Below are 24725 nucleotides of genomic sequence, written 5' to 3' on the forward strand. Positions count from 1 at the left end.
ACCAGTAAATAATACCTTCACATTAAGTTCACATTTAGGTGTGATATGTGTGATTTTTATCACAGCGTGGGCAATCGATTTTTTATATGATTTGTTTGTAAATTACTTAACTACTTTATTTCTTCACTTAGGGGGGAGAGTTATGGCAAACCATAAAAAGACGCCAGATGATAATTTAAAAGGTACACTATATGCAACTTTTGGCATCGGAATTATCATCATAATCGTTTGGGCACTTTGCTTTAATTTATTCATTGATCGTTTCTAAATCATCTTAAAACAATTCCTAGGAGGGAACATCCATGCACATACACAAGTATGAGAAATGGTGGCTTGTATTTGGTACAGCAACACTCATTTCGTTTCTAATAATAATCGGTGTGAGCGCATTCCATGCAGGCGCACATCCAAACAATTCAAAATGGACAATTGACTATGAAAAAGTTGATGAAATTGCTCCATTCGACAACCCAGGCGTTCATAAGGTTGAAGACAAGGACTGGGATTATGAAGTAGTTTTAGTCGCTTCTGCCTTTAGCTATAATCCAATGGAAATCAAGGTTCCTAAAGGCTCAAAGGTTCGTTTCATTGCTACAACTAAAGACGTTATTCATGGATTTGAGGTTGCAGGTACTAATATTAATATGATGCTAGAGCCTGGCTACGTATCAGAGCTTGTGACTACAGTTGATAAGGTTGGCGAATTTGTAATTGTATGTAATGAGTATTGTGGCGTTGGTCACGCAATGATGTATTCTACGTTAAAGGTGGTGGACGCTGATGACAACAGCAATCACTAGTAAAGAAGTTAAACAAACAAACTTACCAAAAGAAAAAACTTCTATTCTAAAAGATAAATTTATTCAAGTAGATCGTAAGGATGCTAAATTAGCTTTAGCACATATGTATGTCGCATTTACTGCCCTATTAGTTGGTGGTCTTGCAGGCCTTTTACAAGTATTTGTTCGTTCTGGTGCTTTTGAGCTGCCATTTGGCATTGGTTATTATCAAGTTTTAACTGTACACGGTGTTCTATTAGGACTTATTCTTACAACTTATTTCATTCTAGGATTCCAATTGGCTGCAGTAAGTCGTACAGCTGGACCCCTTTCTAATACACAACGTAAATTAGGCTGGATTGGTTTCTGGTTAATGGTCGTTGGTACTATTGCAGCTGCAACAATGGTACTTTTAAATGAAGCTTCTGTGCTTTACACATTCTATGCCCCACTACAAGCACACTGGATTTTTTATGCTGGTCTTGCTCTAGTAGTTGTTGGTTCATGGATTGAAGGATTTGCACAAATTATGCGCTATGCTCAGTGGCGTAAGGAAAACAAGGGCCAAACTTCTCCACTATTAGCATTCATGGCTGTTGTAAATAACTTGATGTGGTTTGTAGCTTCTCTTGGAGTTGCAGTTGAAGTATTATTCCAATTACTTCCTTGGTCTTTAGGTTTCGTTGAACGTATTGATGTATTATTATCTCGTACTTTGTTCTGGTATTTTGGTCACGCACTAGTATACTTCTGGCTATTACCTGCCTATATGATTTGGTACGTTGTTATTCCTAAGGTCATCAGTGGTAAGCTATTCTCTGATGCACTAGCTAGACTCTCATTTATGTTATTCTTATTATTCTCAGTTCCTGTTGGTGTCCATCACCAATTAACTGAGCCTGGTATTGATGGTTTCTGGAAATTCTTACAAGTAGTCTTAACATTCTTTGTTATCGTGCCTTCACTTATGACTGCCTTCTCGATGTTTGCTACATTTGAATTACGTGGACGCGAATTAGGTGGAAAAGGTGTATTAGGCTGGTTTAGACAATTACCTTGGAAGGATAGTCGCTTCTTAGTACCATTTATCGGTATGGTTGCCTTCATCCCTGGTGGTGCTGGTGGTATAGTCAATGCTTCCTATCAAATGAACCAATTAATTCATAATACAATTTGGGTTACAGGTCACTTCCATTTAACAGTTGCTACTGCGGTAGTATTAACATACTTTGGAGCTGCATTCTGGCTTATCCCCCACTTAACTGGGCGTAAGCTAACTAGTAAAATGAATAGCCTTGCCAATACATCTGGTATTCTATGGGCCGTTGGTATGTTCATAATGTCTGGGGCAATGCATCTTGCGGGATTACTTGGGGCACCTCGCCGTTCTGAATACTCTACTTATGGAGGATCTGAGCAGGCTGCTGAATGGATTACTTATCAGTTTGCACAAGCAATCGGTGGTACAATTCTATTCATCTCAATTCTACTAATTATTGGTGTTGTTATTAACCTAATCTGGTTTGCACCTAAAGGAGAAGAAGAATTCCCAATTGCAGAGGCTGCTGCTGGAGGCGGTAAAACACCAGCGATTTTAGAGAACTTCAAGGTTTGGGGCGTTATCTTAGTTGCATTAATCTTGATTGCTTATACATTCCCAATTTTCGATATCATCAGCAATTCTCCTGCTGGCTCAAAAGGCTTTAAATTCTGGTAAAAAATCAACCTCTCCCCTTTTTTAGGGTGAGAGGTTATATTATTGTCTTGTAACTTAAGAGAAAAATTTCATTACCCCTACACTTAGCTGTGGTAATAAATACAGGAGAACCACATCTAATACCATAATGAGGATGAACGGTAATACCGGTCGAATCATTTTTTCTGGTAGCACATTACCCACCTTCGATGCAACGAACAGACTCAATCCAACAGGTGGAGTAAGAAGACCAATCGCTAAATTTATAATCATCAACACACCAAAGTGAACTGGGTCAATTCCTACTGCTGTAACGATTGGCAATAAAATTGGTGTTAAAATAATTATTGCTGAAATTTCGTCGATAAACATACCAACAATTAATAAGAAAATAATAACCACCAGCATGACAACAAAAGGATGAAGATTGAACTCAGAAATAATCGAAGCGATTTCATGTGGCAATCTTTCTATTGTTATATAGAATCCAAAGAAAGAAGCCGATGCAATAATTATTGATAAAGTTGAAACCACTACTACTGTATCTAGCAATATCTTTTTCATGATTGCCGATGTAATTTTTTTGTAGACAAATTTACCGATGACAAAGCCATATACAACGGCTATTACAGAAGCTTCTGTCGGTGTAAAAATCCCACTATAGATTCCGCCTAAAATAATAAGTGGCATTAATATTGCTAAAAATGAGCTTAGTCCACTGCGTACTGTTCTTTTAAATTCAAACTTTTCATCGCTTTTAATATTATTCTTTAAAGAATAAATATACACCCAGACCATTAATGATACCCCTACAAAAATACCAGGAATAATACCAGCAATGAATAAATCACTTACTGAAACTCCGGCACTTACAGCAAACATGACCATTGGAACACTTGGAGGAATAATTACTCCTGTCGTCCCTCCTGCTGCCTGTACACTAGCCGAAAATTCTCTACTGTAGCCAACCTTTACCATTGAAGGAATCATTAACGCCCCAACAGCTGCTGTAGTCGCGACAGCTGATCCCGAAAGTGCCGCAAAAAACATACAGGCAACAATCGATACATGAGCAAGACCACCTCTAAAATGCCCTACTAGACTCGAGGCAAACTCTACTATCTTATCAGAAATCCCACCATGCTCCATAATTTTCCCAGCTAAAATGAAGAAGGGAGCTGCAAGTAGCGGGAAGGAATCCAGCGTAGTAAACATTCGATGAGGTAATGTACTCAACTCAATACTACCAGTTAAAAATACGATAATTACAGTAGACAAACCAAGCGCCACTGCAATTGGCACATTAATTATGAATAAGACAAGCAACAGGATAAACAGGAGAATACTCATTTACTCACCTCATTACTGCCTACTATATTTTTATATACTAATAAATCAATAATGTTCAGGATTTGTAGCAACGCACCAATTGGAATAGCTAAGTACACTAATCCCATTGGCAAATGTAAGGCAGGTGATTTATTCATTAAGTTTTCTAAAACCAACTCACCACCAGTGGTAATAAGAATGATTGCAAAAATGATTGCAATGACCGTACCTATAATTTTAATCGCTCGATTTAGGGTCGGTTTTAATTTATTTACAAATACCTCGATACTAATATGCGCGCCATATTGATAAGCAAACCCGCTAGATATAAAAGATACCCACACCAGCATGTAACGTGCAGCTTCCTCTGTCCAAGAAAATGAATAATTTAAAACTTCTCTCATGACAATTTGCAGGAATACAAGAAAAACCATTATAACCAATAAAAGCATGGCAATATACTGAGAATACCGATTCAAACCGTGAACAAATTTATGATACATAATTGGTGTCCTCCCACACTTATGGATAAAGGTCCCTCAATTTAAGGGACCTAGAGCTTTAACGACTTTCTTTTATAATCGAGATAAATTCACTAAATTTAGCTTCGTGCTTATCATAGACGGGCTGAACAGCTTCTTTAAATGATCCTAGATCTATATCTTCAGCTTCAATAATGTTAACCCCATTTTCCTTCATCAGCTTTTCAGCACTAGCTTCATATTCCGGATAAATCGTATCATGATAGTAATCTCTTCCATCTATAATCATCGAATCAAATTTAGATTTTAAGTCATCCGATAAAGCGTTGTACTTATCTAGATTCATGACAATTACACCTGCTCGGTAGCTAATCCCGACCTTTGATAGATGCTTGTTAACCTCGTAGATTTTCCCACCCGTCATTGTTACATTTAGTGGATCAGTACCATCCACTACTCCCTGTTGGATAGATGTGTACAATTCAGGATAAGGAATTGGAACGGGATCAGCTCCTAATGCACGGAACGTATCCATAAAGATTTCGTTTTCCAGTGTACGCAGCTTTAAACCTTTCACATCATTCAATGTATAAATATCTCTTTTATTATTGGAAATGTTAGCAATGCCATAGTCAAAGAACGTTAGTAATTTTATGCCCTTTTCTTCTGCTTTTGCCTTTAATTTATCCCCTACTTCCCCCTGCAGGATTTCTCTAGCATGCTCGAAATCTTCAAAAAGAAAAGGCATATCTAAAAAGGCAACTTCCTGTACAAAGTTAGATAAGGCCCCACTTGTAACGATAGCCATATCGATTGTGCCTGAACGAACCTGCTCAACCATTTCTACCTCTCCACCTAATTGAGCACCTGGGAAGACCTCCAATGTAATCTGTTCAGAAGTAAAAGCCTTAATATCATCAGCCATTTTATTTGACAGTAAGCCGGCTGGATCAGTCTCTGGAGCAGCATGTCCCAAACGATAAACAATTTCATCCCCACTTGCATTCTCGTTGCCTTCCTTGTTTCCACAAGCCCCCATTAGCAAAGAAAGACAGCATACAACAAACAACAAGATTATCGATTGTTTTTTCAAATAACTACACCCCTTTTTTAAATGCAATTTTATCCGCAAGACGAACAAATTATTTCCCCTAATTTTCATCCTAGTTGTATTGTTTTCTAATTCTACGCGTGAAAGCGCTTTAATTCACCACTAAAAACTATGTAAGTTCGGGGGAAAATTCGTTATCTATTGATGAAGGAGCTATATTAGGATAATTAAGTTGATATTCAGCAACGGTTTTCAGTTATGGAAGGTTATATGGAGGGGACTTGCTACAGGTCGTATAATAAACAGGCTTTCATCCACCCGCTTTAACTAATAGCTAATTCTTCCCAGTACACGCAAAAAAGCAAAAGCCTAATAACAAGGCTTTTGCTTAAAGTTTTATACTGGTTGAACTGGTAATATATTTACAAATGTTGATTTATATTGGACTTCGTTTTCATTCATGAAGATATGAATCTCCCCATGGTCATTCGATGTACGGATTAGGCGTCCGATTCCTTGTTGAAGTCGAAGCTGCATGAATGGTAATTCCACTTCTTCAAAAGGATTTTCGGAGAATACTCTTTTTGCATCGAATAACGGATCCTGTGGAGGGAATGGCAAATCGTAAATGATTACACGTGTTAGGGCTTCTTCTGGTAAGTCTAACCCCTCCCATAGGTGATAAGAGCAAAGTGTTTTCACTGCTCCATCCTGGAAATCACGTACGATTGCCGATAGCTCACGATCACCTTCAAAGGCCATAGTTAATTTAGACATCATTGGTAATTTTGCTTTAAAGTTCAGCATGGATTGCTTTGATTTAAATAAAATTAACGTTTGCTGCTGTCCATCTTTTAGTAGCTTCTCTGCCTTAGAGGCTTTTTCTTCTTGCTTAACTTCATGTAAATGCACCTTCATTACTTCATCATAATCGAATGGTGATGGCACACTAAATGATTGATACTTTTTAATTCCTAAACTATATGCAATATAAGAGAAATCTTTGTTAACAGATAATGTAGCCGATGAGAATACGATTGGCGTCTTTTTAGAGAATAGTTTCTCCTCTAAAACGTCCGTTATTAGTCGTGGCATGATGACTAATGTCTCCTCACCATCAGTTTCCTCTAGCCAGTCAACTGCATCTCCCTGGGCAACGAAAATACGAATCGCTGCTTGATATTGTTCTAGAAACTCTTCTGCCATATTTAGCTCGTATTCTGGAATCATATATAATTCAGATTCAAAAACAAACTCTTCTAACAGTCGTTCTACATCAACAAGCAATTGTTTCCCTATAGTAAGAAGTCGATCTGATTTTTTAATCGTTTTTCTTTCTTCTTCAGAAGGGACAACATCATCTCGTAATTGGTCAAAGAATAATTCATGATGCTCCTGTAATGTTTCCATTGCATAGAGAGTTTTTTCACGTACACCATCAACCATTAGACGTTCTAATAAGTTAACGATTGTATAGCTTTGAACTTTAACTGTCATCGCATTTTGAGCCGCATATTCCAATAAATGACCTTCATCTAGCACCATCATCGATACTTCTGGTAGTAGAGGCAATTGACCTTCACGTTCACGAGATTCTTTAGTAGCTAAATGCTCCATAAGGAAATCCTGTGAACAAATGATTAAATCAGAAGAGCCACGATAATGTGAACGATGTAATGTTTGACCACAGCGATTACGCATATCACAAACAGAACATTGCATAATGGCATTGTAATTGACTCTTTGCCAATCCTCATCACTAATAGCGGAGTAATCACTTCTTGCTCCATAAGGACTTACTGTAAGCATCGACCCTTGTGCATAAACGCCATCTGGAATTGTCATGGCAATATCATCAATCCATTCTTCGGTTACAACTTTTTCAGTTTCCTCGAAGCGTTTTAAGCATAAGTATTGATTTCTTGATTTAGCTAAACGAACATCAATTGTTAAACCAAGATGCTCTGTTAATTTATAGATATCGCCGCCCTCTTTAACGAGCTGATCGATTAATGTTTCATCTGCACATGCAATTAACGCAGGACGACCTGTATATCGTGCATAAGAAATTGCAGGTAGCAAATAGGCAATGGTTTTACCTGTTCCTACACCTGCTTCTGCGAATAGTACATTTTTTTCTTTTAGTGCCTGTTCAATTTGGTATGCCATAAAGATTTGTTCATCTCGGCATTCGAATCCCTTTTCAGGTAATTCATCATATAAAACATCGCCCATCCAATCACCAAGTGAATCGAAAAAGGAACGATCCTTTGAAAGCTCAAACGGTAAAGACTGTCTCATTCTTTTAATCTCCTTCATTGAAATGCGCAAGATACTAGCTCATTGTAAAAAGAATTGGCACCTGCAGATAAACGCTGTTCGTAATCAAGACAACTAAACGGAAGGAGTAATCCCCCTTCCGTTAAAGCTTACAAATTAGTTATCGCGTTTTGATTTTTGACCCCAATATTGATAAAGGTCTGTACGGATAAAGCCATTAAATAGTTTACGCTTCTTTGTTGCTTTTTGACCATACAATTCTTCGAAATTTTCCATAGAAGAAAGCATATAAACGGACCATGTAGGATAATCCCTCATAACCTGTCCAAAATCACGGATTACTTTTTCAATCGCTTCTATTTCACCAATACGTTCTCCATATGGTGGGTTTGAAATAATTACACCATCTGTAAGACGAGTTGTAAAGTCCGTTGCTTGCATTTGTTTAAATGTAATGATATCGCCAAATCCAGCTTCTAAAGCGTTCTCCTGAGAAATAGAAATCATTCGATGATCGATATCTGAACCGATAATTTCAAGCGGCTCATCATACTTCGCTAAATCATCAGCTTCATTGCGAGCATCATCCCAGATTTTCGCCTTCATCCAAGACCATTCCTCAGATATAAATTCACGGTTATAGCCTGGGGCAATATTCTGTCCAATCATCGCTGCTTCTAATGGAATCGTTCCTGATCCACAAAATACATCAACAAGTGGTCTACTTGAACTCCATTTTGAAACCTTTATAAGAGCTGCCGCTAACGTTTCTTTTAACGGCGCTTCCCCTTGTGTTTGTCGATAGCCGCGCTTATGTAAGCCAGCACCGGAAGTGTCTATTGTTAAAGTTGCTACATCTTTAAGAATGGATACTTCAATTTTATAAGTAGCGCCAGATTCATCTAAAAAGCCTAGACGCTTATAGTGAATTTTCATGCGTTCAACAATGGCTTTCTTAACGATTGCCTGACAATCTGGAACACTATATAGTTTTGATTTAACAGACTTACCAGAAACAGGGAACGCTGCATCTACAGGTAAGTATTTTTCCCAGTCAATTGATTTTGTACTTTCGAAGAGCTGATCGAATGTATGCGCAGGAAATGACCCTACAACGATTTTTACACGGTCAGCAACACGTAGCCAAAGATTACATCTAGCAATAGCTGTCTCGTCACCTTCGAAATATACTTTCCCGTTTTCTACACGTGTCTCATATCCTAATTCTTGTACTTCTTGCGCAACAATTGACTCTAGTCCCATTGCTGCTGTTGCTACTAATTGGTATTTTGTCATGATTCAATTTCTCCTTGGTGTTCATATTCCCAAAATTGAAGGAATTCGATTAGCTCCTCTATAGGAACCGGTTTACTATAATAATATCCTTGGATAAAATCACAGCCCATTCGGCTTAACTGGTTCAACTGCTGAATGCTTTCTACTCCTTCAGCAATTACCTGCATGTTTAACCGATGTGCCATCTGTATAATTGCATCAACAATTGCCTGTTTATCTGCAAGGTTTACAATATGCTGTATAAAGCTTTTATCTATTTTTAAATAATCTACTGGGAAACGGACTAAATAACTTAGAGATGAATAGCCAGTACCAAAATCATCTATTGAGATTTTGAAGCCAAGTTGCTTCAAGCGAACGAGCTTGCTGATTGTATCTGCATCATTATTCATAACCGTTCTTTCCGTAACTTCAATCTCAAAATTATGGGCTGATGTATTATTTCGTTCCAGAATAATCTGAATGGACTCCAAGAAATTAGTTTGCTGGAAGTGTATACTTGAAATATTAATGGAAATTGGCAGCTTAGAATAGCCTGCTTTTCTCAGAATGCTCAATTCCTCACAGGCTTTTTCGATAATTACTTCGCTTATCGGTATGATCAACCCTGTTTCTTCAGCATATGGGATAAATTCAGCAGGTGAAACAAAACCCAGTTTTTCACTATTCCATCGTACCAAAGCTTCAAAGCCGATAATTTTGTTTTCTCTAACATTCACCTTTGGCTGGAAATACAATTCAAAATCATGATTGTCAATAGCCTTTCTAAGTTCGGAATCTAATAAAATTAGACGATTTGCATCAGTATTTAATTCGTCAAAGTAAAATGAAAAACGATTTCTTCCTGATTGTTTCGCATAATACATTGCTTTGTCCGCTCGGTTTAAAAGCTCTTCGGTTGTATCTCCATCATGCGGATAAATACTAATTCCTATACTCGTAGAAACAAAAATTTCCTGGTTATTTATTTTTACAGGCTTTTCAATCTCTTTAATGATTTGCTCGGCGAATTTAGCTGCTTCACGAGGGTGACGAAGTTCTGTCAAAGTAAGTACAAATTCATCTCCACCGTATCTGGCTACGATATCCTTTGCACCTAATAATCTTTTCAAGCGATTCGCCACATCTACTAGAAGATAATCACCGATTTCATGACCTAACGTATCATTTACCTGTTTAAACCGGTCTAAGTCTAAGAAGAAAATAGCATGCTGCTCTTCCTCATGTCTCGAGTCTTCATTTAAAAGCAGGTTCATTTTTTCCAAATAGCTAAAACGATTATTTACATCTGTCAATGAATCTGTTAGTGCTCTTTTTTCTAGCTGTTCTTCTACTCTTTTTCGTTCGGATAAATCTGTAAAAATTCCGCAGTAGTTGGTTACATTATCGTTTTCATCTTTCATTACCATAATGGATAGCCATTCGGGATAAATTTCTCCAGACTTTCTTTTATTCCAGATTTCGCCCTGCCAATTACCTTCTTTACTGAGAATTGCCCACATTTCTTTATAAAAGTCATGATTATGTATACCTGATTGTAAAACTTGTGGTCCTTTCCCGACGACCTCTTCTTTCTTATAACCAGTAACAGATTCAAAAGCATTATTCACAAATAAAATTCTCATTTGTGAGTCAGTGACCATTATACCTTCTTGTATGTTTTCAAATACCCTTAATAACAGGCTAGTAGTATGTAGTAAATTTCCATTATTCATGTTCAATTTCAAATTATTTAATAATTCCCTCATAATTGACTCTCCCATTCACTAAAAGAAAAGCTCTCCAATTTGAATGGAGAGCCTCTTATGTGACTTTAGTAAACTCAATTTGAATTTACCTGAATAACTTTTTATTTGTATGAAAGTATTTGTATTAATAATCATAGAAATTCATAAGCCATGTTTTGTTCCCGGGTACTCAAGCGGCGTTAGCCTCGTACGTATCGGGTAGTAATCATCTATCTACGAGAATTAGGCTTCTCGTCCCTCCATCCGTTCAATTCCTTTTGGAGAGTGCCCCTACCATAATTTGGGTTTCTCACTCGTGGGGTTTACCTCGTTCCACCTTTATTGTTTCCAATAAAGCTCCGTCACTGTGGCACTTTCAGGAAGTGTCAACCATATCGAAACCGACTTAGGTTTTCCTTCCGCCGTCAAGGTGAATCACCTTGCCTTACCTTATTTTTTCAGTAAGCACGAACACTACGGTCATCTCAGAGCCGTGTGAGCATGGACTTTCCTCTACAATAAATTGCAGCGATTACTCGAATTTGACTATGATAGTTAATACTATACTAAAAAATCATCAAAATAACAACATTTTATTATATTTTGGCATAAATTCGTCTTAGTTTTAACAGCATACAGACTATTAACTCATTACAAGCTTACTCGAATAATTTACTGCCAAAAACATGCTTCTCTAAATTTGAAAGACGTTTTAAAATATCAAAATTAGTATTTCCCACAGCTGGAGGAGGTGAGACTTGTGTTCTTCTAGCTGTATTATTTTCTAACTCTTCTTTTAATCGGTTATTTTCTGAACGTAATTCTTCGACAATTTTTTCAAAAGCATCATAATCTTCCATAATTTGATCTAAAAATTGGTCTACTTGGTCAACACTGTAACCTTTCATCGCCTTTTTAAATTCTTTTTCTAATATGATTTTTGAATTTAATTTAATTTCCATTCACATCGCCCTTCCATCCCATACAGTACATAACCCAATTATATCATATGAATGTCATAAAAGGCATTTAAAGTAACTATTTCTTAGAAAACTTGGCTAATCGAAAAGACCTTTATTTGTGATTAACCGAAGTTGCACTTTGAAGTTATAAATGCTTCTACTTACCTTATGCCTAAAATAATTTTATCTTCCTTTGACTCGAATCGACACAAACCTGGTTTGTTGTCAAATTATGCGCTTGCCTGGGAAATTATTTTTGTAATTTTCTAAAATTTCCTCAATGTTAGAGATTAATTTTATTTTTTAATAGCTTCATCTCAAGCCTTTGAAGTCTTTTTAACCAAACACCTCGAAGTTTAACAGCTTGGTCCCTTTTCATAAATAGATTGTTATCTATCACAGTTATGCCCTTGTTGGTATAATGTAAAGCTTTTTCATAGTCTTTAAATTGATGCTCAAATACAATTGCTAACTGCTCCAATGCTTTTAGTTTTTCTCTATTTCCAATAAATAATAAGGCTTTTTCAAAAGAATTTACTGCTTTTGCATATTGCCCGTTTCTTTTTTGTTGAAGTGCTAAATAATAATTTGCTAGCCCTGTATTTTCATCATCATAATTATTTGTAACCGTTGTTAGTACCTGTTCACTTTGACCTGAATCCTTTAAATCTCCAAACCATTTCCCGATATTTGTATAGGTAGTGGCCGATTCACTCAATTCCTGTTCTAGTAATAGATTAGTAGAATGGATATAGAGTGTGACTAAGGATAAAAGATCCCATTCGTTATGATGCAATACCTTCATTAAAGCATCTGCATTTCCACTTTTAATCGCGTCTGAGTAAATGATAGGCGCTAAGAATCCAGGAATATCACCTTGTCTTGTAAATCCAAGCTTTTCTTCCTCTACCTTTGTTAGCTTCATTCTTTCCAAATTATTTTTCCATATCCGTTTTGAGCTATGTAATAAATCAATTTGTTTTTGTGAGCGTAATTTCGGTAAAATTTGTTGGTTTAAAGTCCATCTTGTTTCCAATTGTGGCCAATCAAAGCTTTTACCGTTATAGGTAACCACCGTCTTTGAATGCTGCCAGAATTTCGATTCAAATAGAAAGGATGCTTCATTTGCCGGGTCAGCTAATACATATTGCGTTAAAACAAATTGATCATCCAAAGCATCTAACAGCCCTATTAAAAAGATGTTCGTCCCCACACCTTTTAGGCCGGTTGTTTCCGTATCGAAAAAAACAATAGATTCATCAAAATTCATGGCATAGGGATGCTGAATGGATGATTGCTCCCATTTTTCAATCGCATCATACAATAACCCTAATTGGTAGGAACCATGGAGATAATCAAGTGGATACGTCACTACCCGTTTAAACAAAACACCAAAATCATTTTCAACTAATGTTAATCCTGCGCTTTCCCATTCTTTTATATAAAATGGTTTTTCTGGTCGTCGAAAGGTCGGTTTCTCTTCTTTTTGCTGTTCTTTCTTTTTGCCGAGCTTTTGTTTTAACTGCAGCATTTTATTTTCGTAAGACATGGGAAATCACCCTATTTCATTCTTTAAAATTGAAAGCACTTTGATTACTTTGTCCTTGCTCTCATTTAAGCTATCCTGTGCACCAATACAGGATGGGCAGCCACTTTTACATGGACAATTTTGAACATGATGGATTGTTGCATCTAAAATGGGCCCCAAAATATCATATACTCTTTCAGCTAAGCCTATTCCACCAGCGTAGCTATCGTAGATAAATAGTGTTGGCTTATCATTATGCGTGGATTTTACCTGCGGCACGACCGATAAATCACTTCTGTCACATTGAATATACAACGGTATAAATGAACCAATGGCATATGCTGCGCCCGTTAATGCATCTGTTAACATCTCCTCCGACCAATTTTCTGGTAAGTTAAAGGACATCCACGTAGCATTTGTATGCATTTCAAGTGGTGGAATATGAATTTTCCCCGAGCCAATATTTTCATGGGTCTGGAAGCGTATTTTTTTAAAGATTGTCGGTATCGCTAAAATACTTATATCACCATAGCTAATCGTTGCAGAATTTAATGCTGCACTTTTATCTTCATTGAGAATTTTTAATTCTACTGCTAAATTCGCATCTGTAAAATAGTCTACATCTACTTCACGTACATACGCTTTCTTTTCTTCCCAATCTAATATTTCAACCTGGAATTGAGTTCCCTGATGGAGATAAATTGCTTCTTCATGTAAAAGAGTCATTGCACTATAGGTATCCATCTCACCGATAACCTTGGTTCCAGCGGGAATTGTCTGATCAATAATAACCACATTCTCTTGTGCAGCAGAACGCAAGCTCACCTCATGCGCAGGGAAGCGTTCACTCATCCAATACCAGCTTGAGCTAGTTTTAACAAGGACACCCTCGTCTTGTAAAAACTCCAGCAACTCCTGTACATCAAACTCTCCGTAAGTATCTGTCACTGTAAATGGCAATTCAAAAGCCGCACATTTCAGGTGATCCATTAAGATTAAGATGTTCTCTGGATTGATTAGCGCCTCTTCTGGTGAGCTGCCTAACATATATGTAGGATGATTTACCACATATTGATCAAGGGCTGTTGAATTTGCTACATAAATTATGAGCGCTGAGTCTTGTCTTCTTCCAGCCCTTCCTGCCTGCTGCCATGCACTTGCGATGTTACCTGGGTACCCCGTCATAATACATGCTTGCAATTGACCGATATCTACACCCAGCTCTAAAGCGTTAGTACTGACAACCGTTTGTATCGTTCCATCTCTAAGACCTTTTTCAATCTTACGACGTTCTGTTGGTAAGTAGCCGCCTCTATACCCTCGAATAGATTCATCTTGGATTTTGTTCTTTGTAAGGCTTTTTAAATAGGTTACTAGCATTTCCACCCGAACACGTGATTTTGCAAATACGATGGTTTGAATTCCTGCTTCAAATAAACGTGTGGCTAAATCACGCACCTCTAAAACACTACTCCGCCTCACGCCAAAGGTTGGATGCACAATTGGTGGGTTATAAAATAAAAAGGTCTTCTTCCCAACCGGAGCTCCTGAATCTGCAATCAGCTGATGCTTTGTATTTGTTAAGCTTTCAGCCAGCTCTTTCGGATTTTTTATAGTAGCAGAAGTACAAATAAATATCGGATCACTTCCATAAAAAGCACAGATTCTTTTTAGTCGACGAATAACATGTGCTACGTGACTTCCAAAAACTCCTTTATATGTATGCAATTCATCTATGACAATATATTTTAAGTTTTCAAAGAGTGAGACCCATTTTGTATGATGAGGTAAAATCCCCGAATGGAGCATATCTGGATTTGTCATTACAATATGTCCTGCTTTTCTAATTTTTTGTCGAATTGCAGGTGCAGTATCTCCATCATAGGTATAGCTTAAAATTTCCTCCCCCATTTCCTCTACCAGCTCATTTAAATCGGATTTTTGATCCTGAGCTAACGCCTTTGTGGGGAATAAATATATTGCTCGACTCGATTTATCTTCTAGAATTTTTTGTAGCACAGGCAAATGGTAGCACAGAGATTTTCCAGATGCAGTAGGTGTTACAGCAGTAAAAGATTCTCCAGAAGTGGCATGATCAAAAGCTTCCCTTTGATGCGTATAAAGCTGTTCAATCCCTCTAGCTTCAAGAGCTTTTTGGATAGAAGGATGCAGCTCTTTTGGAAAAGAAGCGTATTTTGCCGGTCTAGGCTCTAAAGTGTGCCAATGCAAAATGTTTTGTTTTAGCTCTTCGTCAAATCGCCATTCTGTCAGCAGATCATCAATTGAACGTTTTTTACTGAACATCCTGATCATTCTCCTCCTCTAAATATCTTAAAAAGAAAGATAATGTGTAGTGTACAGATTGAACAGATTGAATAAAACGTTTCTTACTTGTTTCCTTATAAAAGGACTGGACGACAAATTGATCCATTGCATCAACAACATTTTGAATTTGAGATTTGTGCATATATTTAGGACGATTTTCTTCAATCCAATTTAAGGCATGCTGTTGCCAATCTATTAAAACGGAATGATAAAAATCCGCATGTGGTTTAACTTCTTCAAAAAATTGAGGCGTTGCGTCAAGTTCACGCTGTTTAAAAAAGCGACTAATTGACGCATCACACTCATTTAACAATTGCTTTGATAGTTCTATTAGTTGCATTTTAGTACCCTCTTAAAATTATTATATTTCTTCTTTTAAGTGTACCAAAATCTCATTGTTAACACTAGTATTAGGGGAACAGGCATTCTTTACATGAAACTGCTTTTCTGCTAAGCTTACTTTTTGATAAGTAGTTCCTAATTGAGAGAAAATTTGGCTGTGAATTTGAGCTCTTTCATTCTCAATTTTTGCTGTCATAATTTGATCGATACACTCAAGTTGTGAAATAAGCATTTGAATTCGTTGCATGGTCATTCCTCCTTATAGGAGGTTTAATTCCTTGCAATTATTCAATTCCCTTCCTACTTGTCAAAACTAGACATAGGTTGCTAAAACAAGAAGATTTTCGATATGTTTTTTATGCTAAAAATGGGTATCATTTTAAGAAGGAGTGTTTTTTCGATGTTTCATTATCCAAATGGCAAACCGTACAAGCCTAGTGAATCTTCAGTGCAAAAATCTACCTCGAAAAAAAAAGATTCCTCCTTTAGTAATCGGGGTAAAACACTAGAAGATGAAATTAACGAAACAAATACTTACTATTTAAATCAACAAATTGCAATTATCCATAAGAAACCTGTTCCAGTGCAAATCGTCAAAGTAGAGTATCCATCACGAAGTGCAGCAGTTATTCGTGAGGCATACTTCCGAACACCGTCGACTACCGATTATAATGGTGTATGGAATGGATATTATATTGACTTTGAAGCCAAGGAAACAGAAAGTAAAACATCCTTCCCATTAAAAAACGTCCACCTTCATCAAGTAAACCATATGAAAGAAGTGACAAATCAAAAAGGAATTACTTTTACAATAGTCAAATTTACGACTTTGGATCGTTATTTCATCGTACCATTTAATGTTTTACACGAAGCCTGGCAAATGATGGAATGCGGCGGCAGAAAATCGATTCCATTAAGTGTATTTGAATCAAAAACAATAGAAATCCAACCCGGTTACAATCCTAGGATTGACTACTTAACCGTAATAAAAAAAATGATAGCAAACGAAAACTAATTGTTTGTTAAAGTGAGGAGATTACTTTGGCTGAAAAACGTCGAACTCGCGAGGAGTTAAAGCGCGAACGTGAATTACAAAAGAAAAAACATAAAAAACCAGTAGGCATATGGGTAAAACGCATCGTTCTAACGATTGTCATTATCGGCATTGTCGGGCTGATTGGTGGTGCTGGCCTATTTGCTGTATATGCAAGCTCGGCTCCAGAACTAGATGAAGAATTATTAAAGGATCCAATTTCATCAGAATTTTATGATACGAATGGGGAGCTTTTTGCAACAATCGGTGCTGAAAGTCGAAAATATGTAGAATATGACGATATTCCGGAGGATATGGTAGATGCTATCCTAGCAACAGAGGATGTACGCTTCTTTAACCACTTTGGGATTGATGTTTGGCGATTAGGAAGTGCCGTTATTGCAAACTTTACACAAGGATTCGGTTCTCAAGGTGCAAGTACCATCACGCAACAGGTTGTAAAAAATTCATTTTTAAGTAATGACAAGCAGCTAAAGCGTAAAGCACAGGAAGCATGGCTTGCCATCCAGCTTGAAAGACAATATGAAAAAGAAGAAATATTCGAAATGTATTTCAATAAAATACTTATGTCAGGTCGAATTTACGGATTTGGTACTGCCTCAGAGTATTTCTTTGGTAAAGAGCCAAGTGAATTAGAGCTTGATGAAATGGCATTATTAGCCGGGATTCCACAAAGTCCCAATAGATATAATCCATATAAAAACCCAGAGCGTGCTCAGCAACGAAGAGACCTTGTTTTAGACTTAATGGTACAGCATAAAAAGATTACACAAGAACAAGCTACTGCTGCAAAAGAAATTGATGTAACTTCTCGCCTATTGGCTGAGGAGGAACGCCAATCCGTAGCTGGTACTAAATATGATGCCTTTTTAGATGTTGTGTTAAATGAGCTTGAGGAAAAAGGTGATGGCGAAGCACTAGCTGAAGGAATTAAAGTATATACAACACTTGATCCAAAAGCACAATCGACTGTAGAGGATATTTTGAATAATCCTGAAAACTTCCCTACTGAAAATATTGAAGCTGGTGTTTCTGTAGTAAATACTAAGACTGGTGAAATCGCAGCAATTGGTGGCGGTAGGAATTACGCAAACCGCGGCTATAACTTTGCACAGGATTTAACACAACGTTCACCTGGTTCAACAATTAAGCCATTAATTGACTATGGTCCTGCAATTGAAAATTTAAAATGGTCTACGGGTCAAACAATTGTAGATGAAAAAATGAATTATTCTAATTCGAAGCAGGTTATTACAAACTTTGATAACAAATATTTAGGAACGATGACAGTACGTCAAGCACTGTATCAATCTCGAAACGTTCCAGCTGTAAAAACACTTCAAGAGGTTGGAATCGACAAAGCGGAGGAATTTATCAATAAGCTCGGTATCGAACCAGAAGCTGTCTATGAATCCGATGCAATTGGTGGCGGTAAGGTCTATATTAGTCCAATTCAATTATCTGCTGCATATGCGGCATTTGGTAATAACGGAGTCTATAGTGACCCTACTTCTATTAAAGAAGTCGTTTATCGAGATGGCACTAAAAATTCATACAAATCAAAACAGGTACCTGCTATGAGTGACTATACTGCCTATATGGTAACAGATATTTTACGTGATGTTGTAAGTCAAAAACCAGGTGCTTCTGGAACTGCTGCAGCTGTGTCAGGCATAGATATCGCTGGTAAAACAGGTACAACAAACTATTCAGCCGATGAGTTTGAAAAACAAGATTTACCAGAAAGCAGTGTTCCTGATTCTTGGTTTGCTGGTTATTCAACGAATTATTCAATTGCTGTTTGGAGTGGATATTCGAAGCGTTACGATCCAATTACTACTTGGGATGAGCGTCGTTTACCACAGCGATTATTCAAATCGATTATGACTGAGATTTCAGCAGATATTGAAACAGCAAACTTTAAAAAACCAAGTTCAGTTGTGGAAGCAACAATTGAGGTTGGAACAAACCCATTACAATTAGCAAGTGAGTATACTCCTTCTGAATTAAGACAAACAGAGCTATTTGTAAAAGGCACGGAGCCAACTCAAATCTCGGAAGAATTCGAGCAATTAGAGTTAAATGCCCCAACAAACCTACAAGCAAATTACAGTGTTGAAGGCAATCTTGTAGATCTAACTTGGGACTATACCCCTCCAAGTGATGAGGAAGATATCGACATTACATTTGAAGTGTCAATGGGGATGGATAACCAAAAACCAGTTGTCATATCGTCAACTGGAGAAATGCGAGCAACACTTTCAAACTTAGAAGCCGGACGTAATTATACGTTTAGTGTAGTGGCCATTTCGGGCGATGTCCGAAGCGAGCCTGCTTCCGTATCAATTTATATCGAAAATGCTGTAGAAGAACCTGAAGTAGATTCCCCAGAAGAACCTGAAAACGGTGGTGGGAATGGAAATAACGGTAATAACGGCAATGGAAACGGTAATAATGGTAATGGTAATGGCGGGAACGGAAACGGGAATGGCAATGACAACGGTGGAAACGGTGAAGAAGATGGTGATTTCGACGATTGGTTCGGACCTGGTGGTGATGAGGGAGAAGTAGAAACCCCCACTGAGCCAACAGATCCAACTGAAAAACCAGAATAAGATATCGGGGGATGCATCTAATAGTAGTGCTCCCCCCTATATGGATACAGATGGCGATGAAAAATGTAAATTTTTCATCGCTTTTTTTATTTCATAGCTTTTAATTAGGATGAAGTGTGGGACTATTTAATTGGCTATTATCCATGGGGAATGTGTGTCGCGTATTTCATTACTCACCAAAAAAAGACTCAAAAGCAATATATAATTGCTTTTGAGTCTAATGCTACACTATTTCGTAGCTATGATTTTATTCTTAGGCGGGCTAGTCTTTTTTTAAGTTCTTTGAAGAGCTCGTCTAACTGGCGAAAGCAGGCATATTGTCCAGGACGCATTTTTATGAACTGAAGGCGCTCCATGCCATTAATCGGAAGGACCTCGTAGTCTTCCTTTTCATTGATAGTTTGAAATGCTGTTTCCGAGCAATTTAAAATACAGGATTCGAAAAGGTCGATACCTTTTTCCATTAAGGTTTTGGCCTCTCCGTTTCTTAAATCATGTGCTTTGTGGATTTGCTCACTCAAATCATTCCATTGTTCAAAATATGGCTCCACTGCTTCTTTTGCAATCGATTCTATATGAACTTTAATCATTGCTTCACCAATCCTTTTTTCAGTCGCTTTTGCCCTTCACGACAATCATCAAGAAGTGGGCATATATGACATTGGGGATTTTGGGCTTTACAATGATAGCGACCAAAGAAGATCAGCTGGTGGTGCGTTTTCGACCAATTATCCATTGGCGTCTTTTTCATAATTGTTTCTTCGACTTCTAATACCGAGTCTTTTATGCGACATAAACCCAGGCGTTTGGAAACACGCTCCACATGGGTATCTACTGCAAGTGCAGGGATATTGAAAGCAACGGATAATACAACGTTTGCCGTTTTTCGACCAACTCCGGGTAGTGTGACTAGCTGTTCTCGGCTTTGTGGAATTTCTCCGTTAAATTCATTTAATAGCTTCTCACAAAGCAGTTGAATATTTTTAGCTTTATTGCGATATAGACCAATAGAACGAATATCGTTTTGTAATTCCTCTAAAGGTACAGCCAGATAGTCCTCTGGTGTTTTATATTTTTGAAATAATGTTCTCGTTACTTTATTGACGAGTACATCGGTGCATTGTGCTGATAATAATGTTGCAATCGTTAGCTCAAATGGGTTCTCGTGAACAAGCTCACAATGCGCATCCGGGAACATTTCGTCCATTACTGCCAAACAATGCTCCCACTGTTTTTTCGTAAGCATCGTTACACCCCCTATTCTCTTTCCTCTAGCCAGTTGTAAAAGGATACTTTTTTCGTATTTTCTGGTGCCACACTTACTTTCGGCTGCACAGAAGTTGTTTTACTATGAAATTGCTCCGTATGTTTTTCAACTTGCTTTACGGATGTAATATTTTTCTTTTTCCACTCAAATAAAATTCGGTCGATATAACGTAATGAAATTTTACCTGCAAGAACAGCCTCTTTAAGGGCAGCTTTGATGATTGCTGGTGAATGGTTGTCGGTATCAAGCCACATTGAAATCGTTTCAATTTCCATCGGTGATAGAAGACGCCCAAACTCCTGCTCAAAAATGGCGAAAATTTCTCCCTCTTCATTTTTCTCTGCTTCAATTTCTTGCTGCATTGAAGAGGCTTCGATATGATCCAATATTCTCTCCCATAATGGGTAAATCGAGTATTTCTCATAGACGATTCCATTTCCATCAATTCCTTGAGTAATCTCTAAAAAACCCTTTTGCATAAGTCTTTGTAACTTCGAGCTTATTTCGTTTTCACTAGAATAAATTCTTTTTGCTATATCACTTGGAGTTGGAAAATCATTTTGCTCTGAATGAAAAGCCAATAAATGTAATAAGAGCAGTGCTTCATCATCCGCAATCTTTAACGCTTTATAATACTGGAAAAACAGCTTAGGTATCGAAACATTTCCTTGCTCAATCCACATATGGAGTCGCTGATATTTCATTTTCAATTGAAGGACTCCTTTCTTTGTTAAAATACTAAAGTATGTCTATTTGAACGAATTCCGTTAACGCCAAAATACTTAAAATACCAAGGAAAGCGCCCGTGCGAGACGAGCGCTTTAACTTTATCTAATGGAATTTAACTTACCTAGAGCTTATGGATATAGACGGTTTAAAAGTCTTGGGAATGGAATACTTTCACGAACGTGCTCTGCACCACTAATCCATGCAACTGTTCGCTCTAAGCCTAAACCAAATCCTGAGTGAGGTACTGAGCCTTGTTTACGTAGATCTAAATACCAAGCATAAGCTGATTCATCTAATTTATGTTCAGCTAAGCGTTGTTTTAGTAGATCGTAATCATGGATACGTTCAGAACCACCGATGATTTCCCCGTAGCCTTCTGGTGCAATTAGGTCTGCACACAATACAACATCATCACGTTCTGGATGTGGCTGCATATAGAATGGCTTGATACCTACAGGGTAGCATGTAATAAATACCGGCTTGTCATAGTGTTCTGCAATCGCTGTTTCATGTGGCGAACCGAAATCGTCACCCCACTGAATATCTGTAAATCCTTTTTCATGTAAGAATTTAATCGCATCATCATAAGAGATACGTGGGAATGGAGCTTGGATGTTTTCTAATTTAGAAGTATCACGCCCAAGTCTTTCTAGTTCAATCTTACAATTTTTCAATACTGATTGAACAATGTAAGCCACATATTGCTCTTGAACTTCTAGGTTTTCTTCAAATTCCACGAAAGCCATCTCTGGCTCGATCATCCAGAACTCAATTAAATGACGACGTGTTTTTGACTTTTCTGCACGGAATGTAGGACCAAATGAGAATACTTTTCCTAAAGCCATTGCCGCTGCTTCCATATATAATTGTCCAGATTGAGAAAGATATGCGTCTTCGTCAAAGTATTTTGTTTGGAAAAGCTCTGAAGTTCCTTCTGGAGCTGAGCCCGTTAGAATTGGCGGATCCACTTTAACAAAGCTGTTATTATTGAAAAACTCGTATGTTGCACGAATTACTTCGTTACGGATTTTCATAATAGCATGTTGTTTACGTGAACGTAACCATAAATGACGGTTGTCCATTAAAAATTCTACACCATGCTCTTTTGGTGTAATTGGATAATCTACTGCTGCATGAATTACTTCGACACCAGTAATAGCTAACTCACAGCCAAATGTTGAACGTGTATCTTCTTTAACAACACCTGTTACGTACATAGACGTCTCTTGAGTTAAACCTTTTGCTGTAGCGAATAGTTCTTCCCCTACTTCTTCTTTTACAATTACACCTTGCACAAAGCCTGATCCATCACGTAATTGTAGGAAGGCAATTTTACCACTTGAACGTTTGTTTGCTAACCAAACGCCTAATTTTACAGTTTCGCCAATAGCTCCTGGCATGTCTTGAATCATTATTTTTTTCATAGTTGTTCCTCCGTCAAAAAACTAATCATGTTGCTACTTTGCATAACCTTGAAAATGAATATCTAGATTGCAGGCTAATAATTTTTTACTAGCCTGCAGCTTGTTAGCTTAAATTAGTCTTGCCATTTTGATTTTACGAAATTATCCATACGACGAACCGCTTCTTCCAGGTTCTCTAAAGATGTAGCATAGCTTAAACGTATTGTAGATGGTAGTCCGAAGCCTGAACCCGGTACAACTGCAACATTAGCATCAGTAAGAAGAGCTGTTACGAAATCATCAACAGAAGCGTAGCCCGTTTTTTGTGCTGCTTCTGATACATCTGGCAATAAATAAAATGCACCTTGAGGTTTAATCACATTAAAACCAGGGATTGCATTTAATTTTGGATAGATTGTTTCTAATCGAGATTCAAAAGCCGCTCTCATTTCTTCTACAGAATCCTGTGGCCCGTTATATGCTTCAATTGTTGCATATTGAGATGTAGTAGTTGGATTTGATGTTGAGTGTGAAGCAAGGTCAGTCATTGATTCAATAATCTCTGCATTACCTGCTGCATAACCAATCCGCCATCCTGTCATTGAATGGGATTTTGCTACACCATTTATAAGGATTGTACGTGCTTTCACTTCCTCAGAAATTGACGCAACAGAAAAATGTTCTAATCCATTGTATAGAAGTTTTTCATAAATTTCATCCGATACGATTAAAATATCTTTTTCTACTGCAACTTCTGCTAAAGCTTCTAACTCTTCACGTGTGTAAACCATTCCAGAAGGATTACTTGGTGAGTTAATAATTACTGCCTTTGTCTTTGGCGTTACTGCATTCCGTAATTGATCCGCCGTAATTTTGAAGTTTTGTTCACTTGTACTTTCAACGTAAACCGGTACACCACCAGCTAGTTTTACTTGCTCAGGGTATGAAACCCAATAAGGAATTGGGATTATTACTTCATCCCCTTCATTTAGAATGACCTGGAATAAGGTATATAGAACGTGTTTAGCCCCAATTCCCACGAGAATTTCCTTTGGCGTGTATTCGAGATTGTTGTCTCTTGCCAATTTGTCTATAATCGCTTTCTTTAAAGCAGGCAGTCCACCAGCTGGAGTATATTTTGTATGTCCTTGATACATCGATTCTGACGCAGCATCAAGAATATTTTTTGGTGTATTGAAATCTGGCTCCCCTGCTCCTAAACCAATCACATCAATACCACTCGCCTTTAACTCTTTTGCTTTTGCAGTTATGGCTAAAGTTGCTGATGGTGTTAATGTTTTTACACGATTGGCTAATAATTCTCTCATGAATGATCTACTCCTCTACAAGTTTAAAATACGTTTCCACCATTGTCCGTCCTCAAAAATAATATAGACATAGTTAAGTTTGTCATCACTGTTTGTATAAGTAATTTCCCAAACTGGGCCAACTTCCTCATAGCCTAATTTTGTGTGAAGGATTTCATTTACTTTGACTTCATTATTTAAAACCGACAATGCTTGTTCCTTTGTAACTCCGTCTTTCAAAAAAACTTCCTGTATCTTTTTTTCTTCTAAACTGATTGGAACAAATACTGCCTTTTCGTTACCATCCGCATCTTCGCCAAAGACAGTAACGTACGGTTTATTGCCATTATAAACATATGAGTCCGATACAACATCTAATATCTTAGTTGTTAACGCTAGCTCTTCTGCCTTTTTTTCAATTTCATCGAATGGTGCGTCGGATTTCCAAATTACGAGTACAGAAATAACAAGTGCCAAAGAAACTATAAAAACGGAAATGAAAATTATCCAGTTCTTCATCGAATCACCTTCATCTCTGCTACCTTTTCATATG

At 37.4% G+C, this 24725-nt stretch carries 22 protein-coding genes and 1 other RNA gene; 5 read left to right on the plus strand and 18 right to left on the minus strand.

Features of this window, described 5'->3' with window-relative positions; all coding sequences use genetic code 11:
• Positions 1-142: 142 nt before the first annotated feature.
• Genes BJ095_RS19370 through BJ095_RS07725 form a run of 3 tightly spaced genes read left to right on the plus strand, consistent with a single transcriptional unit; the run spans position 143 to position 2496 of the window.
• Positions 143-268: a hypothetical protein gene (locus tag BJ095_RS19370; RefSeq protein ID WP_268968872.1), complete on the plus strand. Its 126-nt coding sequence runs from the start codon at positions 143-145 to the stop codon at positions 266-268.
• Between the two features lie 34 nt (positions 269-302).
• Positions 303-800 carry a cytochrome c oxidase subunit II gene (locus tag BJ095_RS07720; RefSeq protein WP_107934373.1) on the plus strand — a complete coding sequence of 166 codons (498 nt, stop codon included), beginning with the start codon at positions 303-305 and terminating at the stop codon, positions 798-800.
• Entirely contained in the window at positions 781-2496 is a 1716-nt protein-coding gene (locus BJ095_RS07725; protein ID WP_107934372.1) for a b(o/a)3-type cytochrome-c oxidase subunit 1, read from the plus strand. The genes BJ095_RS07720 and BJ095_RS07725 overlap by 20 nt, the downstream gene beginning before the upstream one ends.
• Before the next feature lie 54 nt (positions 2497-2550).
• Here BJ095_RS07725 and BJ095_RS07730 read toward each other — a convergent pair whose 3' ends face one another.
• From BJ095_RS07730 to BJ095_RS07785, 12 genes are all read right to left on the minus strand, one after another.
• Positions 2551-3825, minus strand: a complete 1275-nt coding sequence (locus tag BJ095_RS07730; RefSeq protein WP_107934370.1) for a TRAP transporter large permease — start codon at positions 3823-3825, stop codon at positions 2551-2553.
• Complete coding sequence (locus BJ095_RS07735; protein WP_107934368.1) at positions 3822-4307, minus strand: TRAP transporter small permease; 486 nt, start codon at positions 4305-4307, stop codon at positions 3822-3824. The genes BJ095_RS07730 and BJ095_RS07735 overlap by 4 nt, the downstream gene beginning before the upstream one ends.
• 58 nt (positions 4308-4365) lie before the next feature.
• A complete protein-coding gene (locus BJ095_RS07740) occupies positions 4366-5379 on the minus strand; it encodes a TRAP transporter substrate-binding protein (protein ID WP_181417994.1) in 1014 nt (337 codons plus the stop codon).
• A gap of 354 nt (positions 5380-5733) precedes the next feature.
• The gene (locus BJ095_RS07745; RefSeq protein ID WP_107934364.1) at positions 5734-7638 is read right to left on the minus strand and encodes an ATP-dependent DNA helicase; all 1905 of its coding nucleotides are present in this window, start codon (positions 7636-7638) and stop codon (positions 5734-5736) included.
• 135 nt (positions 7639-7773) lie between these two features.
• Entirely contained in the window at positions 7774-8913 is a 1140-nt protein-coding gene (locus BJ095_RS07750; protein WP_107934362.1) for a THUMP domain-containing class I SAM-dependent RNA methyltransferase, read from the minus strand.
• Complete coding sequence (locus BJ095_RS07755; RefSeq protein WP_107934361.1) at positions 8910-10661, minus strand: putative bifunctional diguanylate cyclase/phosphodiesterase; 1752 nt, start codon at positions 10659-10661, stop codon at positions 8910-8912. The genes BJ095_RS07750 and BJ095_RS07755 overlap by 4 nt, the downstream gene beginning before the upstream one ends.
• A 140-nt stretch (positions 10662-10801) precedes the next feature.
• An RNA gene (rnpB, locus tag BJ095_RS07760) (RNase P RNA component class B) lies at positions 10802-11184 on the minus strand.
• 115 nt (positions 11185-11299) lie between these two features.
• Positions 11300-11602 (minus strand): cell division regulator GpsB, encoded by a 303-nt coding sequence (gene gpsB / locus BJ095_RS07765; protein WP_107934359.1) that lies wholly within the window; start codon positions 11600-11602, stop codon positions 11300-11302.
• Positions 11603-11885: 283 nt separating this feature from the next.
• The gene (locus BJ095_RS07770) at positions 11886-13151 is read right to left on the minus strand and encodes a ribonuclease H-like domain-containing protein (RefSeq protein WP_107934357.1); all 1266 of its coding nucleotides are present in this window, start codon (positions 13149-13151) and stop codon (positions 11886-11888) included.
• A 6-nt stretch (positions 13152-13157) separates the two neighbouring features.
• Positions 13158-15434 carry a DEAD/DEAH box helicase gene (locus BJ095_RS07775; protein ID WP_107934355.1) on the minus strand — a complete coding sequence of 759 codons (2277 nt, stop codon included), beginning with the start codon at positions 15432-15434 and terminating at the stop codon, positions 13158-13160.
• Positions 15424-15795 (minus strand): YppE family protein, encoded by a 372-nt coding sequence (locus tag BJ095_RS07780; protein ID WP_107934353.1) that lies wholly within the window; start codon positions 15793-15795, stop codon positions 15424-15426. Before BJ095_RS07780 ends, BJ095_RS07775 begins: the two co-directional genes overlap by 11 nt.
• 21 nt (positions 15796-15816) lie before the next feature.
• A complete protein-coding gene (locus tag BJ095_RS07785) occupies positions 15817-16044 on the minus strand; it encodes an endonuclease (protein WP_107934351.1) in 228 nt (75 codons plus the stop codon).
• A 153-nt stretch (positions 16045-16197) separates the two neighbouring features.
• Between BJ095_RS07785 and recU the strand changes: the two genes are divergently transcribed.
• Positions 16198-16812: a Holliday junction resolvase RecU gene (gene recU, locus BJ095_RS07790; protein WP_107934349.1), complete on the plus strand. Its 615-nt coding sequence runs from the start codon at positions 16198-16200 to the stop codon at positions 16810-16812.
• A 26-nt stretch (positions 16813-16838) separates the two neighbouring features.
• Complete coding sequence (locus BJ095_RS07795) at positions 16839-19466, plus strand: penicillin-binding protein 1A (protein ID WP_107934347.1); 2628 nt, start codon at positions 16839-16841, stop codon at positions 19464-19466.
• 239 nt (positions 19467-19705) lie between these two features.
• Here the strand turns inward: BJ095_RS07795 and BJ095_RS07800 are convergent, their stop codons facing one another.
• From BJ095_RS07800 to BJ095_RS07825, 6 genes are all read right to left on the minus strand, one after another.
• Positions 19706-20056 (minus strand): YpoC family protein, encoded by a 351-nt coding sequence (locus BJ095_RS07800; RefSeq protein WP_107934345.1) that lies wholly within the window; start codon positions 20054-20056, stop codon positions 19706-19708.
• Positions 20053-20712 carry an endonuclease III gene (nth, locus tag BJ095_RS07805; protein WP_107934343.1) on the minus strand — a complete coding sequence of 220 codons (660 nt, stop codon included), beginning with the start codon at positions 20710-20712 and terminating at the stop codon, positions 20053-20055. Before nth ends, BJ095_RS07800 begins: the two co-directional genes overlap by 4 nt.
• An 11-nt stretch (positions 20713-20723) precedes the next feature.
• Positions 20724-21443 (minus strand): DnaD domain-containing protein, encoded by a 720-nt coding sequence (locus BJ095_RS07810; protein ID WP_107934341.1) that lies wholly within the window; start codon positions 21441-21443, stop codon positions 20724-20726.
• Positions 21444-21590: 147 nt separating this feature from the next.
• On the minus strand, positions 21591-22886 hold the full coding sequence (gene asnS, locus BJ095_RS07815; RefSeq protein ID WP_107934340.1) for an asparagine--tRNA ligase: 1296 nt from the start codon (positions 22884-22886) through the stop codon (positions 21591-21593).
• A 113-nt stretch (positions 22887-22999) separates the two neighbouring features.
• Positions 23000-24193 (minus strand): pyridoxal phosphate-dependent aminotransferase, encoded by a 1194-nt coding sequence (locus tag BJ095_RS07820; protein ID WP_107934339.1) that lies wholly within the window; start codon positions 24191-24193, stop codon positions 23000-23002.
• A 15-nt stretch (positions 24194-24208) separates the two neighbouring features.
• Positions 24209-24691 carry a cell wall elongation regulator TseB-like domain-containing protein gene (locus BJ095_RS07825; protein ID WP_107934337.1) on the minus strand — a complete coding sequence of 161 codons (483 nt, stop codon included), beginning with the start codon at positions 24689-24691 and terminating at the stop codon, positions 24209-24211.
• Between the last annotated feature and the right edge of the window lie 34 nt (positions 24692-24725).

Origin of the sequence: Ureibacillus chungkukjangi, assembly GCF_003217295.1 — a bacterium.
In the GTDB taxonomy this organism is placed as follows: Bacteria; Bacillota; Bacilli; order Bacillales_A; family Planococcaceae; genus Ureibacillus; species Ureibacillus chungkukjangi.